Genomic DNA, 14,571 nt, shown 5'->3' on the forward strand with positions numbered 1-14,571 from the left:
TTCTATCCCTCACCATCAGGAGTGACGTATGTCAATCTCGTCCCGGCGCCCTCGGCGCTTCATGGGAGCAGTGGTCGCCGGCATGGCGCTGCTGCTCGTGCCCGCGGGTTTCACCGCCGCGCAGGCCGCCCCGACCGTCGCGCCCGTCACGGGCCTGAAGATCGTCACCGCGCCCCCGTCGCCGTCCGGCGAGCTCTCGATCGTGTGGAACGCCTCGACCTCGCCCGACGTCATCGGCTACTCCGTCGACGTCCAGGACCAGCCCTTCGGTGGTTCGTACAACGACTTCGTCCCGGCCGGCGACCCGCTGACCTACACGGCCGAGGGCCTGAGCCCGAGCCAGCCGGTCCGCTTCACGGTCTCCGCGATCGCGGCCACCGAGGAGGACGGCGAGTTCGCCTCCGCTTCCCGCTCCGTCATCGGCAACACCCTGGGTGACGTGAACGAGGACGGCACGTTCTTCGACACGATCGGCAACACGTTCGAGTACGAGATCGCGTGGCTCGCCACGAGCGGCATCACGACCGGCTACCCGGACGGCAACTTCCGCCCGTCGGCGCCGGTGCTGCGTGAGCAGATGGCGGCGTTCCTGTTCCGTCTCAGCGGCTTCTCGGAGTACGAGGCGCCGGACGAGTCGCTGTTCACCGACGTCGCGACGACCGACACGTTCTACCGTGAGATCTCCTGGCTGGCCGAGGAGGGCATCTCCACCGGTTACGCCAACGGTGACGGCACGCGCTCGTTCGCTCCGTCGCAGCCCGTGCTGCGCGAGCAGATGGCCGCGTTCCTGTACCGCGCCTTCGGCTTCGACTACTCGCACGGCTTCGACCCGGCGTCGTTCGCCGACACGCCGCGCAGCTCGACCTTCTTCAACGAGATCGAGTTCCTGGCGCTGGTCAACATCACGACCGGCTACAAGGAGGCCAACGGCACCCTGACGTTCCGGGGCAGCCAGCCCGTCCTGCGTGAGCAGATGGCGGCGTTCCTCTACCGCACGGTCGGTGTCGTCTACCAGCTCGACTTCTTCCCGTCGGGCGAGTTCACGATCGCGCCCGATGCGCCGATCGAGCCGACCAGCTGATCCAGTAGCTGAGCGAGGCCCCGGGACCGCCACGGTCCCGGGGCCTCGTGCCGTTCGCGGACCGTGTGCGGTCGAGCGTTTGGCCGCGCGCGCGGTGGGTACGTGTGGCAGGTGGGCGGCACACGGACGCCGCGCCGCTGACGTCGTCACAGGATCGGATCGAGCATGAGCCCCACCCGCCCGCAAGCCGCGGTCGCCTCGGGCGAGCGCGTGCTCAACGGCCGCTACCGGCTGCTGGAGGTCCTCGGCAGTGGTGGCATGGGCACGGTGCACCGGGCGTTCGACCTCCGACTCGGCCGACCGGTGGCCGTCAAGCTCCTGCGCACCGACGTGCAGGACGGCGCCGAGCACCGTCGCCGCCTGGAGGCCGAGGCCACGATCGCCGCGTCACTGCGTCACCCCTCGATCGCCCAGGTCTATGACCACGACGAGGACCGGGACGCGCCGGACCGCACGCCGTTCGTCGTGATGGAGCTCGTCGAGGGCGTCACGCTCGCTCGCCTGCTGCGCGACCGGGGTGCGTTGCCCTGGGAGGAGACGCTGGCCATCGTGCGTGAGGTCGCGTCGGCCCTCGACCACCTCGAGACGCACGGGGTCGTCCACCGCGACCTCAAGCCCGCCAACATCATGCTCACGACGGACGCGCGCGCAGTCCTGGTCGACTTCGGGATCGCGCGCGGGGGGACGAGCACCGCCCTCACGAACACGGGCTCCCTCCTCGGAACGGTCGAGTACCTGAGCCCGGAACAGATCGGTGGCGCCTCTGCAACGACGTCTTCGGACCTCTACGCGCTCGGCGTCGTGGCCCACGGCTGCCTGACGGGCACCTCACCCTTCCGCCGCGACTCGCACATCGCGACGGCCTGGGCCCAGGTCAACGACCACCTCCCGGAGCTGCCGGACTCCGTGCCGCCCGCGGTCCGGGAGCTCGTCACCGGCCTGGCCGCGAAGTCGGCGGCCGACCGCCCGGCCGACGCCGCCGCGGTCGTGAGCGCGATCGACGGGCTCGGGCCGTCGCTGGAGCTTCCCCAGGTCACCGCGACGGACCTTCCGGCCATCGAGGAACCCGCCGACCGGGTCGTCGCGACCCTGGCCACCGCCACGCTGGTCCGGCGCCGCTCGCGCTGGGCGACCGCGGGCTCGGCCGCGGCCGTGGCACTCGTGGTGGCGCTGCTGCTCGCGGGCGAGAAGTCGCCCTCGGTCGCCGAGGCGCCGGAGCCCTCGGTCGATGCGGAGCCGGTCCCGGTCGAGACCGTTCCGGCCGTCCCGACGGTGGGCACGTCGTCGGAGCCGGCGGCGGGGACGACCCCGGAGCCGGCGGTAGGCACGACGTCCGAGCCGGACGTCGTCGCGGAGACGGCGCCCGAGGCCCCCGCGCCGGGACCCAACCCGAACGCGAACGACAGCGCGACCAGCAACGGCAATGGCGGCGGCAACGTCAACGCGAACGGCAATGCGAACGGCAACGGCCAGGCGAAGCCGAAGTAGGCGGCGAGTCGCGGCTCAGAGAGCCTGGTCCTCCAGCAGCGCGATGAACTCGTCGGCCATCTCGAGCTGGCGCACGAGCTTCAGCCGGCGCTCGTGGGCGTCGTCGCGGATCTCGGCGAGGTGGCTGCGGGCCGCGGAGCGGTCCGGCTCGCCCGAGGTGGGTGAACGCAGCACGGCGAGGTCGCCCATGACGGCCTTCATCTCGTCCAGGCTGAAGCCGAGGGGCTTCATGCGTCGGATCACGAGGATCTTCTCGACGTCGTCGTCGGTGTAGAGGCGGAAGCCGCCGTCGGTGCGGCCCGACGGTGTCAGGAGCCCGAGCTCCTCCCAGTGCCGCAGGCTGCGCAGCGAGAGCTCGGTGCGGGTGGCGACCTCGCCGATGTGCATCGCCCGGGAGGTGGTCGCCTCGACCTCGTCGGCCATGGTGACCCCTCTCACTCTCGCTCGGTCTCAACTCTACCCTGACGTGAGGGTAGAGTTCGGACCAGACTTCCGGCGACGCACCGTCGCCAGCGCGCCCGTCGCGCCACCCACCACTCATCCTGCCAGTCCGCAGGGCGCGCCCTCCACGAGCGCGTACCGACGCCCCGGCCGGTCCCGAACGAAGGATTCATCGATGAGCACGCCGAGCCCTGCCGCCAGCGGCACGCCGCCCACCGTCCGCGACGCACTGCGGTCGCCGACCCTGCTGCGCACCGAGGTCCTCGCGGGCCTCGTCGTCGCTCTCGCCCTGATCCCGGAGGCGATCTCGTTCTCGATCATCGCCGGGGTCGATCCGCAGGTCGGTCTGTTCGCCTCCTTCACGATGGCCGTCGCGATCTCCTTCCTCGGCGGACGCCCGGCGATGATCTCGGCCGCCACGGGAGCCATCGCGCTGGTGATCGCGCCGGTCATGCGCGAGTACGGCTACGACTACCTGATCGCCACGGTCCTGCTCGGCGGCGTGATGCAGGTGCTGCTCGCGGTCTTCGGGGTCGCGAAGCTGATGCGCTTCATCCCGCGCTCGGTCATGGTGGGATTCGTCAACGCGCTCGCCATCTTGATCTTCGAGGCGCAGATCGACCACATGATCGACGTGCCGTGGGCGGTCTACGTCATGATCGCGGTCGGCATCGCCGTCATCGTCGGCTTCCCGCGCATCAACCGCATCGTGCCGGCACCGCTCGTGGCGATCGTGGCCCTGACCGCGTTCACGCTCGTCGCGGCCATCAACGTGCCGAACGTCGGCGACGAGGGTGACCTGCCTGACAGCCTTCCGGCCTGGTTCGTCCCGGACGTCCCGTTCTCGCTCGACACGTTGCAGATCATCGCGCCCTTCGCCCTCGCCATGGCCCTCGTCGGCATCCTCGAGTCGCTGCTCACGGCCAAGCTCGTCGACGACATCACCGACACGTCGTCCGACAAGACCCGTGAGGCCTGGGGCCAGGGAGCCGCGAACGTCATCACCGGCTTCTTCGGCGGGATGGGCGGCTGCGCCATGATCGGCCAGACGATGATCAACGTGAAGGTCTCGGGAGCGAGGACGCGGATCTCCACGTTCCTCGCGGGAGTCTTCCTGCTGGTGCTCGTCGTCGGGGTCGGGGACGTCGTCGCGCTGATCCCGATGGCGGCGCTCGTCGCGGTCATGGTCATGGTCGCGGTCGGCACGTTCGACTGGCACTCGATCCGGCCGTCCACGCTGCGCCGCATGCCCAAGAGCGAGACCACCGTGATGCTGTCCACCGTGGTGGTCACTGTGCTGACCCACAACCTTGCGATCGGCGTCGGGGTGGGCGTGCTGGTGGCCATGACGTTGTTCGCTCGCCGCGTCGCCCACCTGACCGAGACGCATCGCGAGACGTCGACCGAGGCCGGGGGGCCCGAGACGGTGACCTACCGCGTCACGGGCGAGCTGTTCTTCGCCTCGAGCAACGACCTGTACACGCAGTTCGACTACGCGGGCGACCCCGAGCAGGTCGTGATCGACCTGTCCGGCGCGCACGTGTGGGACGCCTCGACCGTGGCCTCGCTCGACGCCATCACGACCAAGTACGAGCGCCGGGGCACGACCGTCACGATCGTGGGCCTCGACGAGGCGAGCGCCGAGCGGCACGGCCGTCTCAGCGGCCGTCTCCCCAGCCACTGACGAACCGGCCGGGCTCGCCGGAGCGTGCGGCGCTCGCGGGCCCGGACTACGTTGGCGAGATGCCCACGACCAGTGAACCCGAGCTCCCGGCCGGATCCTCCGGATGGATCCGTGTGCGGGGTGCGCGCGAGCACAACCTGCAGGACGTCGACGTCGACCTGCCGCGCGACTGCCTCGTCGCGTTCACGGGGGTCTCCGGCTCGGGCAAGTCGTCGCTGGCGTTCGGCACGATCTTCGCGGAGTCGCAGCGGCGGTACTTCGAGTCGGTGGCGCCGTACGCGCGCCGGCTGCTCTCCCAGGTCGGGGCACCGGCGATCGACACGATCGACGGTCTGCCGCCGGCCGTGGCCCTGCAGCAGGCACGCGGTGCCGCGAGCTCGCGGTCGACGCTCGGCACGCTGAGCTCGCTGTCGGACGTGCTGCGGCTGCTCTACAGCCGGGCCGGCACCTACCCGCCCGGGGCCGACCACCTCCCGGCCTCCGCCTTCTCGCCGAACACGGCGGTCGGCGCCTGCCCCACCTGCCAGGGCAGCGGCGTCGCCCGGCGCACCAGCGAGGCGCTCCTCGTGCCCGACCCGAGCCTGTCGATCGACGAGGGCGCCATCGGGGTCTGGGCGACCAAGGCCTGGGTCGGCCTGAACGTGCGCCGCATGGTGACCAAGCTCGGGATCGACATCCACGCGCCCTGGCACACCCTGCCCCAGGCGGACCGCGACTGGCTGCTGTTCACCGACGAGACCCCGCGGATGCTGCTGCAGGGCAACAAGCAGGGCGAGGCGAGCGCGTACCACGGCCACTGGTCCTCGGCCGAGACGTTCCTGATGCGCAACCTGGCCAAGACCCAGTCGGCGTCGCAGCGCGAGAAGCTCGAGGCGTTCATCGCCGATGGGCCGTGCCCGACCTGCGAGGGCAAGCGCCTGCGTCCGGGCGCGCTCGCGGTGACGTTCGCGGGTGTCGACATCGCGGAGATGGCGGCCATGCCGCTGTCGTCGGTCTGCCAGCTGCTCGACGAGGGGCTCGAGGCGCAGGCGCGCGGGACCGACCGGCATGGCGCCGCCGCCTCGTCGGCCGCACGCTCGCTCGTGAAGGACTTCGGCTCCCGGGTGGAGGCGATCATCTCCCTCGGCCTCGGCTACCTCTCGATGGATCGCTCGAGCACGGCCCTGTCGGCCGGTGAGCTGCAGCGGGTGCGGCTCGCCGGGCAGCTGCGGGCCGGGCTGTTCGGCGTGCTCTACGTGCTCGACGAACCCTCAGCCGGCCTGCACCCGGCCGACTCCGAGGCGCTCTACACCGCGCTCCGCGAGCTCGTGGCCACGGGCAACTCCCTGTTCGTGGTCGAGCACGACCTGTCGATCGCGCGGAACGCCGACTGGGTCGTCGACGTCGGCCCGGGCGCGGGCGTCCTCGGCGGACGCGTCGTGCACAGTGGGCCGCCGTCGGGCCTGGCGACGGTCACGGACTCGGCGACGGCCGCGTTCATGTTCGACCGCGACGAGGCACCACCCCTGCAGGCGCGCGAGCCCGAGACGTGGCTGGAGCTCGACCACCTCGACCTCAACAACCTGCAGGACGTGAGCGTGCGGGTGCCGCTCGGCGTCATGACCGCCATCACGGGGGTGTCCGGCGCCGGCAAGTCGTCGCTGCTCGCCGCGGTCGCCGACCGGTTGGAGGCCGACGACGAGCGCCGCGTCATCGCGATCGACCAGCGGCCGATCGGTCGCTCGCCCCGCTCGAACCTCGCCACGTACACCGGTCTGTTCGACGCGGTGCGCCGGCTCTTCGCCGCGACGCCCGAGGCGAAGGAGCGCGGGTGGGCCGCCGGCCGCTTCTCGTTCAACGTCGCGGAGGGGCGGTGCCCGACGTGCGAGGGCGAGGGGTTCATCGCGATCGAGCTCGTGTTCCTCCCGACGAGCTACTCGAGCTGTCCGACGTGCCACGGGTCGCGCTACAACCCGGAGACGCTCGAGGTGCGGTACCAGGGCCGCGACATCGGTGAGGTCCTCGCCATGACGACGCAGGAGGCCGCGGAGTTCTTCGCGGACGTGCCGGCCGTGCACCGCTCGTTGGCGACGCTGCTCGACGTGGGTCTTGGCTACCTGACGCTCGGCCAGCCGGCCACCGAGCTGTCCGGCGGCGAGGCGCAGCGCATCAAGCTCGCGACCGAGCTGCAGCGCCCCCGCCGTGACGGCACCGTGTTCGTGCTCGACGAGCCGACCGGTGGGCTCCATCCCGTCAACGTCCGCGACCTCGTGCGCGTGCTGGGCCCGCTCGTCGACTCCGGCGCGACGGTGGTCGTCGTGGAGCACGACATGCGGGTCGTCGCGGCGGCCGACTGGGTCGTCGAGCTCGGCCCGGGTGGCGGCGACCGCGGCGGCACGGTCATTGCCGAGGCCACGCCGGCCGCGCTGCTGGACGTCGAGGCCAGCATCACCGCGCCCTACCTGCGTCGATCCCTCGCGCGCTGAGCAGCGAGGGGGTGGACGCCACTGCCGTCAGCTCCAGGCTTCGCGGGCCTGGTCCGCCATCTCGGCGGCATCCTTCGTGGACAGGCACTGGGGATCGGTCTCGGACAGCACGGTCAGGCCCGAGAGGACGCGCTCGGCGAGGTCCGGCACCCCTTGGCCGAACCCGGCGGCGAAGTTCGTGAGCGTTGCAGCGTCGCGTGCGACGACCCAGCACTCCTCATCGATGCTGCTGTAGTCAAGGTTCTCGTCGTCCGGTTTCGCTGCACTGATGCTCTCGAACTCCGCGACGACCGTGGGGTCGAAGCAGGTCGGGTTGTCGGTCGGGATGCGCAGCATGGTGAACGTGGCAGACCTCATGGCGGCGACACGACCGGCCTCCGCCTCGACCACGACCTGGTCGAGGCTCGCCTGCACCGCCGCGATCGCCTCGTCGCAGCTTGCGAAGACCTGGGGGACGGACGTGTCCTCGATCGCGGGCGGACCGAGGCCGTCGGTGGAGCGGTCCTCGACGACCTGGATGGCCGCCGTCGCCGTGCCGAGGAGGGCCACGAGGACTCCAGCAGCGATCCAGCCACCCGCACCTCCCTGATCGCGCCTGCTCCGGAGGATTCCGAAGGCGAGTAGCGCCAGTCCGACACCGACGATCAGAAGCCGGCCCATCCAGACGCCGAACGTGAAGGCGGCTGACGTGTCGTCCATGGAGTCCCCCTGAGCCACGGTGCGGTGCGAAGATTGTGGTGCGAACACTGTGCCAGCGACCAAGGGCAACCCGTGGCGGATCGGTGGCATTTCTCGAGACGTCCCGAGGCGGCGCTTCTCGGCTCACGGTGCGCGGAGGCGCCCGTTACCGTGGTGACGTGAGCGCATCCATCGAGACACTCCTGGTCCTGGGGGCGAGCGGTGACATGGTCTCGCGCCTGCTGCTCCCCGCCGTCGGTCAGCTGCTCGACCAGCAGCCCGAGCGGCGTCTGCTCGTCATCGGCACCGGCATGGAGGACCTCTCCCAGGACGACTGGCTCGAGCGCGTCCGTGCCTCCTTCGCGACGGTCGACGCGGCCGGCCCGGCCGTCGAGGACGTGCTCGACCGCACCTCCTACCACCAGGCGGACGTGACCGACGTCGACCAGCTCCGCGAGCTGCTCGACCGGTGCGAGGGGACCCCGGCCCTCTACTTCGCCCTCCCGCCCGCCGTCACGGCCCGTGTCTGCACGGCACTCGCCGACCTGGAGCTCCCGGAGGGCCTGCAGCTCGCGCTGGAGAAGCCGTTCGGGGTCGACCACGAGAGCGCCGGCGCGCTGAACGCGCAGCTGGCGGTCCTGGTCAGCGAGGACCAGGTCCACCGCGTCGACCACTTCCTCGGACGCTCGACCGTGCTCAACCTGCTCGGCCTGCGCTTCGCGAACCGGATCTTCGAGCCGCTGTGGAACCGCGACCACATCGCCAGCGTCGACATCGTCTACGACGAGGTGCTCGGGCTCGAAGGCCGCGCGGGGTACTACGACCACGCGGGTGCGCTGGTCGACATGATCCAGAGCCACCTGCTGCAGGTCATGGCCATCGTCGCGATGGAGCCCCCTGCCACGCTCGACGAGGCCGACCTGCGCGGCGCGAAGGCCGCGGTGCTGCGAGCCACGCACGTCGCGGGCGGCTCGCCGGAGCGATCGAGCCGACGCGCGCGGTACACCGCCGGCGAGGTCGAGGATCGCACCCTGCCGGCGTACGTCGACGAGGACGGCGTCGATCCCGCGAGCGAGACCGAGACGTTGGCCGAGGTGACGTTCGAGATCGACAGCTGGCGCTGGGCGGGTGTGCCGTTCACGCTGCGCTCGGGCAAGGCGATGGCCGCCGGACGCCGCGAGATCGCGATCACCTTCCGGCCCGTCCCGCAGCTGCCGGTCGGCCTCGTCGGCGCGGCCGACCCGACCGTCCTGCGCATCTACCTGGCCCCCGACCAGCTGAGCCTCGAGCTCAATATCAACGGCGAGGGCGATCCGTACGACCTGAGCCGCACGGTCCTCGGCGCCACGTTCGGCCAGGGCCGGCTCTCGGCCTACGGTGAGGTCCTCGAGGGGATCCTCGACCGCGACCCGACCCTGGCGGTCCGCGGCGACACCGCGGTGCAGTGCTGGCAGGTCGTCGAGCCGGTGCTCCAGGCGTGGCGCGACGGAGTGGTGCCGGTCGAGGACTATCCGGCCGGCACCTCGGGCCCGGCCGGATGGGCCCCGCTGTCGCCGCCCGCGTCCTAGGCTGCAACCTCCGCATCGCGGTCCGGTCGGCGACCCGCGTCGTCGACGGCGGGAGAGAGGTGCGCCTGGAGTGGCTCGAGCTCGAGGACGTCGTGACCCGCGAGCGCGAGCGGGTGGAGGCCGGGGGCCTGTTCCTCCTGCTCGGTGCCGAGCCGCACTGCGACTGGATTCCGGCCGAGGTGGTCCGCGACGAGAAGGGTTTCGTCGTCACGGGTCGCGACGTGCCCAGGCGCCAGTGGGTCGACGGTCTTCCCCCGGAGAACCTGGCCACCTCCGTCCCCGGGATCTACGCAGCCGGCGACGTCCGGTCAGGCTCGATGAAGCGTGTCGCGTCGGCCAGCGGTGAGGGCGCCTCGGTCGTGCCCCTGGTGCACGCCTACTTGGCGGCGCCGGGCGAGCGATGATCTTCAGGTCACGCGTCGTGGTCGTCAGCCCGCTACGAGGGAGGTGACCTGGTCAAGCTCGTTGCCGTGCAGGTCGAGCTCGATCTCGAGGTCGTAGTCGGTCTGGATGTTGATCCAGAACCGATAGTCGACGCCCAGCGCCCTCGACAGGCGCAGGGCGGTGTCGGTGGTGATGGATCGCTTGCCGCGAACGATCTCGCTGATACGAGTCTGCGAGACGCCGGTGGCCTGAGCGAGGCGGTACTGCGTGATGCCCAAGGGCTCCAGGAACTCCGTCAAGAGGATCTCACCCGGAGTGATGGGATCGTGTGCCTTCGCCATGGTCGGTGTCCTGTCAGTGGTCGTCGCAGATCTCGACGTCGTCTGGACCGTTCTCGGTCCAGACGAAGCAGATCCGGTACTGGTCGTTGATGCGGATCGAGTGCTGGCCGGCGCGGTTCCCGACCAGCTTCTCGAGACGGTTGCCAGGCGGCACCCGCAGACTCTGCAGCTCGGATGCCGCGTTGAGCAGGCGGAGCTTCTTCTGCGCCGACCGCTGCAGCTCCGGTCCGAGAGCAGGGACGTGTTCGCGGTTCCAGACCTTTTCGGTGTCACTGCTCCTGAAGGACCGGATCACCTGCCGATAGTATCGCTTGCCGATAGTATCGGCAAGCGTGCACGCCTACCTGGCGGCGACCCAGACCGGCAGTGCCGCGCTCACGTAGTCGGCGAGCTGCTGGGGCCGGGTGCCGATGTCGCTGACCTCGACCCGGATCGCGAGGTCGCCGAGCACCCACGTGGCTCCGCACTGCGTCACGACGTCACTGCTCTCGGACCCCGAGCAGCCGACGACGACCTCGCCGCCGACGAGCGGCTGAGGCTCGGAGAACGCGGGGCGCATCGTGGTGCCGCTCAGACGATCGGCCAGGTCGCTGGCCGTGACGCCGCCGGGCAGCACCGAGACCTCGGCGTTCACGAAACCGGGGGCGAAGCACACGACGGTGGGCACCTCACCCGCGGCGCCGGAGCTGCGGACGTCGCCGGTGAAGGTGACGCCGTCCGCCAGCGGTGCGACCGGCCCCTGCGCGAAGGTCCCGGCGGCGCCGAGCGGGCAGGTGTCGAGCCGGTCGGAGCCGGACGCGAGCGCCGCCGAGACCGTCTCGCCCAGCCCGGCGACCCGCTGCGGGTCGGCCGTGCCGCCGGGATCGGTCACGACGACCTCGAGCGCGGCCACGTCGTTCGTGGACGAGGGCGACGCCGACTCCGGAGACGGCTCGGTGCCGGGATCGTCGGACCCGGAGCAGGCAGCCACCCCGAGCAGGAGGGTCGCCGCGGCGACGGCACGCAGGACGCGGGTGGTGGGCGGGCGCATGGACGAACTCTGGCCCACGGACGTGAACGCCGGTGGGTCGGGCGGGCTCAGTCGACCGTGTCGTGCTCCACGACGACGGACTCCCGGTGAGGCGACTGCCGTGCTCGTCGGCGCTCCCAGTGGCCGACCGCCACCATGACGAGGCCCGCCAGCGCCCAGCCGGCGACGAGGTCGATGACGTAGTGCTCGGCGTAGTAGACGAGCGCGAAGCCCATCGTCGCCGGGTACAGCAGCGTCAGCCACCGCAGGGGTGACCGGTGGCGAGCGATGAACCAGAACGCCACCAGCGCCGCGATGCCGGAGTGCAGCGACGGCATCGCGGCCACGGGGTTGCCGACCGACGCCAGCACGACGTGGAACCCGTCGAGCCCGATGACCTCCCAGCCGCGGCCGGTGAGCCGGGGGAGGGACTCGTCGATGTAGCCCTCCTTCGCGGCCAGCCACGGGGGTGCCATCGGGTACAGGACGTAGATGACCAGGCCGGCCACGTTGATCGCCAGATAGCGGGTGAGCCACGCGGTCCAGGCGGCGCGGTCGCGGATCCACAGGACGAATGCGAGACCGAGCCCGAGCACGAAGTGGCTGAAGTAGACGGTGGTCAGCAGCACGTCGTACCAACGGGGGTCGTCGCTGCGCAGGCACGGATCGCCGCAGAGCCGGTCCTGCAGCACCTCGGTGGGCAGGTTGCCGCCGAACATCCACCGGTCGACGTCGATCGGCATGGTCCAGTGCACCGGCATCCCGATGAGCTCGTCGGACAGCCCACGGCTGTAGAGGTAGAGCACGAGCACCGCGAACGCGGGCCACCAGTCGCGCACGAACTGCAGGTGCACCGACCAGGGCGAGCCGGCGTACCAGGCGATCGCCGCGAGCCAGAGCCAGACGAACATCTGGAAGGGGTCCGACGGCAGCCCGACCAGCACGATCCAGCTCCCGAGGGCCAGGGCGTAGCCGGTCATCGCCAGTGCGCGGATCGACATCAGCAGTCCTCCGCGACGGGCGCGCGATCGAGGTCGTCGCGCAGCCACACGACGTGGCCACAGGGTGCGGCGACCGCCCGGTAGCGGTCGTCGACGACGATCTTCAGCGCGCTCGCGTCGACCGCCCAGGTGTCGAAGTCCGACCACTCGACGACCCAGGCCGGGGCCTCCGGGCCGCGCAGGACCTCGATCAGGTCGGTCAGCTCCGGGTCACGCACGCGGATCGGCAGGCTCCAGAGGTTCTCGTAGGGACTGTCCATCCCGGCGGCGAACAGGACGTTGGGCTGACCGTAGGCGACGACCATCGCGTCGGAGGGCTCCGCGGCTGCCCGGACGGCGTCCCCGAGGTCGTCGGCCTCCGACTCGTGCTGCCCGCCGGTGACGAACGAGTAGATCAGGGTCGAGACCAACCCCACGGCGAGGCCGCTCGCACCGACACGCCTCGCCCACGGCGCGACGGCGACCGCGAGCAGGCCGGCACCCAGGGCGACCGCGGGCACGAGCTGGATCAGGTAGTGCGCCCAGTAGCTGCCGCCCAGGAGGGCGATGGCACTCGACACCACCACGGTGGCCGCCGTGGCCACGACGACGGGATCGCGGCGGCGCCGGAGGGCGAGCACCAGCACCGCGACGCTGAGGACGGCAAGACCACTCACGGCCCAGGTGCCGGCCAGGGCCAGCAGGCGCGTGTCGGTGGCGCCGGAGGCGGAGCTGCCGATGACCTGGCCGGCGTCGAACCGGAACACGACGACGGCGCGGAACAGCTCGCCGGGCGCGGTGCCCCGCAGCGAGGCGCTGAGCACCAGCAGGGCAGTGGTGCCCAGTGCGCCGAGCACGCCGGCCGCGACGAGCAGGGTGGCACGGCGGCGCTCGGCGGGCTGGACGACCGCGAGCACGACGGCCGCGACGACGGCGAACACGAACGGGTCGACCGTGGACTGCTTGATGCCGAAGGCCGCGGTCGCCAGCACGCCGGCAGCGATGGCCCACGGCACCGTGCGATCGGGGCGGCGCAGGGCCAGGAGGGTGCACAGGATCGACGCGGCCACGAAGGGTGCGGCCAGGATCTCCCCGTTGACCCGGACGGTGCCGAGCCACGGCGACGCGCACCAGACCGCGGCTGCGGCAGCGGCCCACGGGGCCGCGCGTCGCCCGGCGGCCACCGCGGCCGCTCCGCCGACCGCCACGACCGTGGCCGCAGCGGCGAGGCACCCCAGCACCCGCAACGTGGTCAGGTCACCGGCGAGGTCGAAGATCCACAGGATCAGGGGTGGGCGGTCGACCCAGTAGTCGCCGTAGAGCGAGGAGCCGGCCTCCCACGACCGGGCGACGATCAGGAAGCCGGCCTCGTCGTTGCCGGCCGGGGCACCGAGGAACGGCAGTCGCAGACCCGCGGCCACGACGGCCAGACCGAGCACGGCCAGGAGCGGGGCGCGATGCTCCAGGCGCATGCGCAGACCCCTTCCGACAGTGGGTCACGCCTCCGGGCAGGGCTGTGGCCGGCGGTCGGGACCGTGGCAGCACTTTAGCCGCCGCGTGAACACGGGGTGACCGGGAACCGCCGACGGGAAGGCCGGTGCTACATCTCCTCGTGGGTGTCGGGATCGCCGCCGAACAGGCGCCCGTCGGCGCGGCCGAGGGCCGTGATGGCCGCCATCTCGTCGGCCGAGAGCTCGAAGCCGAAGACGTCGATGTTCTCGCGCTGGCGCTGCGGCGTGGCCGACTTGGGGATCGGCAGGGCGCCCAGCTGCACGTGCCACCGCAGGATGACCTGACCCGGCGTGACGCCGTGGGCCTCGGCCGCCGCGACGATCGGCGGCTCGTCCAGCGGAGCCTGGCGCTTGCCCATCGGGCTCCACGACTCCGTGACGATGCCGCGCGCGGTGTTGACCGAGCGCATGTGCTCCTGCGGGAAGTAGGGGTGCAGCTCGATCTGGTTGACCGCCGGGGTCACACCGGTCGCGGAGATGACCGCGTCGAGCTGCTCCTCGGTGAAGTTGGAGACGCCGATCGAGCGCACGAGCCCCTGCTGCTGCAGCTCGACCAGGGCCTGCCAGGCCTCGACGTACTTCCCGACGCTCGGGTTGGGCCAGTGGATGAGGTGCAGGTCGAGGTGGTCGAGGCCGAGTCGCTGCAGCGACTCCTTCGTGGAGGTGATGGCATCGTCGTGACCGTGGTGCCGACCGGGAATCTTGCTGGTGACCCGCACCTCGTCGCGGGGGAGGCCGGAGCGTCGGATCGCCTCACCGACGGTCTCCTCGTTGCCGTAGTTCACGGCGGTGTCGAGCAGGCGGTATCCGGCGTCGAGGGCGGACGTGATCGCGTCGACCCCCTCGGCGTCGTCGAGCGAGTAAGTCCCCAGGCCGATGGCGGGAAGGGTGGTGCCGTCATTGAGCTGCAGCGTGTTGGCAATCGTCATGCCTCCCACGGT

14 protein-coding genes are annotated in these 14,571 nt (G+C 71.3%); 6 read left to right on the forward strand and 8 right to left on the reverse strand.

The features are described 5' to 3' along the window. Positions 1 to 28 precede the first annotated feature (28 nt). Positions 29 to 1,081, forward strand: coding sequence for an S-layer homology domain-containing protein (locus V6S66_RS05280; protein WP_334205706.1), 1,053 nt, complete (start codon positions 29 to 31; stop codon positions 1,079 to 1,081). Positions 1,082 to 1,246: 165 nt separating this feature from the next. After that, positions 1,247 to 2,569 carry a serine/threonine-protein kinase gene (locus tag V6S66_RS05285; protein WP_334205707.1) on the forward strand — a complete coding sequence of 441 codons (1,323 nt, stop codon included), beginning with the start codon at positions 1,247 to 1,249 and terminating at the stop codon, positions 2,567 to 2,569. A 15-nt stretch (positions 2,570 to 2,584) separates the two neighbouring features. On the opposite strand, the gene V6S66_RS05290 is transcribed toward V6S66_RS05285, so the two are convergent. Further along, on the reverse strand, positions 2,585 to 2,992 hold the full coding sequence (locus tag V6S66_RS05290; protein WP_334205708.1) for a MerR family transcriptional regulator: 408 nt from the start codon (positions 2,990 to 2,992) through the stop codon (positions 2,585 to 2,587). Positions 2,993 to 3,185: 193 nt separating this feature from the next. Between V6S66_RS05290 and V6S66_RS05295 the strand changes: the two genes are divergently transcribed. Together V6S66_RS05295 and V6S66_RS05300 are read left to right on the forward strand one after the other, a co-directional pair. After that, the gene (locus V6S66_RS05295) at positions 3,186 to 4,694 is read left to right on the forward strand and encodes a SulP family inorganic anion transporter (RefSeq protein WP_334205709.1); all 1,509 of its coding nucleotides are present in this window, start codon (positions 3,186 to 3,188) and stop codon (positions 4,692 to 4,694) included. A gap of 59 nt (positions 4,695 to 4,753) precedes the next feature. Further along, a complete protein-coding gene (locus V6S66_RS05300; RefSeq protein ID WP_334205710.1) occupies positions 4,754 to 7,159 on the forward strand; it encodes an excinuclease ABC subunit UvrA in 2,406 nt (801 codons plus the stop codon). Between the two features lie 27 nt (positions 7,160 to 7,186). Here V6S66_RS05300 and V6S66_RS05305 read toward each other — a convergent pair whose 3' ends face one another. Beyond that, positions 7,187 to 7,858: a hypothetical protein gene (locus V6S66_RS05305; RefSeq protein ID WP_334205711.1), complete on the reverse strand. Its 672-nt coding sequence runs from the start codon at positions 7,856 to 7,858 to the stop codon at positions 7,187 to 7,189. A 158-nt stretch (positions 7,859 to 8,016) separates the two neighbouring features. On the opposite strand from V6S66_RS05305, the gene V6S66_RS05310 reads away from it, so the two are divergent. Further along, positions 8,017 to 9,405, forward strand: coding sequence for a glucose-6-phosphate dehydrogenase (locus V6S66_RS05310; protein WP_334205712.1), 1,389 nt, complete (start codon positions 8,017 to 8,019; stop codon positions 9,403 to 9,405). A gap of 59 nt (positions 9,406 to 9,464) precedes the next feature. Further along, on the forward strand, positions 9,465 to 9,809 hold the full coding sequence (locus V6S66_RS05315; protein WP_334205713.1) for an NAD(P)/FAD-dependent oxidoreductase: 345 nt from the start codon (positions 9,465 to 9,467) through the stop codon (positions 9,807 to 9,809). 24 nt (positions 9,810 to 9,833) lie between these two features. Here the strand turns inward: V6S66_RS05315 and V6S66_RS05320 are convergent, their stop codons facing one another. The 6 genes from V6S66_RS05320 to V6S66_RS05345 form a co-directional block, all read right to left on the reverse strand. Further along, the gene (locus V6S66_RS05320) at positions 9,834 to 10,130 is read right to left on the reverse strand and encodes a HigA family addiction module antitoxin (protein ID WP_334205714.1); all 297 of its coding nucleotides are present in this window, start codon (positions 10,128 to 10,130) and stop codon (positions 9,834 to 9,836) included. Positions 10,131 to 10,143: 13 nt separating this feature from the next. Continuing rightward, entirely contained in the window at positions 10,144 to 10,425 is a 282-nt protein-coding gene (locus tag V6S66_RS05325) for a type II toxin-antitoxin system RelE/ParE family toxin (RefSeq protein WP_334205715.1), read from the reverse strand. 45 nt (positions 10,426 to 10,470) lie between these two features. After that, the gene (locus V6S66_RS05330; RefSeq protein ID WP_334205716.1) at positions 10,471 to 11,160 is read right to left on the reverse strand and encodes a hypothetical protein; all 690 of its coding nucleotides are present in this window, start codon (positions 11,158 to 11,160) and stop codon (positions 10,471 to 10,473) included. Positions 11,161 to 11,207: 47 nt separating this feature from the next. Further along, positions 11,208 to 12,140: a phosphatase PAP2 family protein gene (locus V6S66_RS05335; RefSeq protein WP_334205717.1), complete on the reverse strand. Its 933-nt coding sequence runs from the start codon at positions 12,138 to 12,140 to the stop codon at positions 11,208 to 11,210. After that, the gene (locus V6S66_RS05340; RefSeq protein ID WP_334205718.1) at positions 12,140 to 13,591 is read right to left on the reverse strand and encodes a hypothetical protein; all 1,452 of its coding nucleotides are present in this window, start codon (positions 13,589 to 13,591) and stop codon (positions 12,140 to 12,142) included. The genes V6S66_RS05335 and V6S66_RS05340 overlap by 1 nt, the downstream gene beginning before the upstream one ends. A 128-nt stretch (positions 13,592 to 13,719) precedes the next feature. Further along, on the reverse strand, positions 13,720 to 14,559 hold the full coding sequence (locus V6S66_RS05345) for an aldo/keto reductase (protein ID WP_334205719.1): 840 nt from the start codon (positions 14,557 to 14,559) through the stop codon (positions 13,720 to 13,722). Between the last annotated feature and the right edge of the window lie 12 nt (positions 14,560 to 14,571).

Source organism: Aeromicrobium sp. Sec7.5, from assembly GCF_036867135.1.
Lineage (GTDB): Bacteria > Actinomycetota > Actinomycetes > Propionibacteriales > Nocardioidaceae > Aeromicrobium.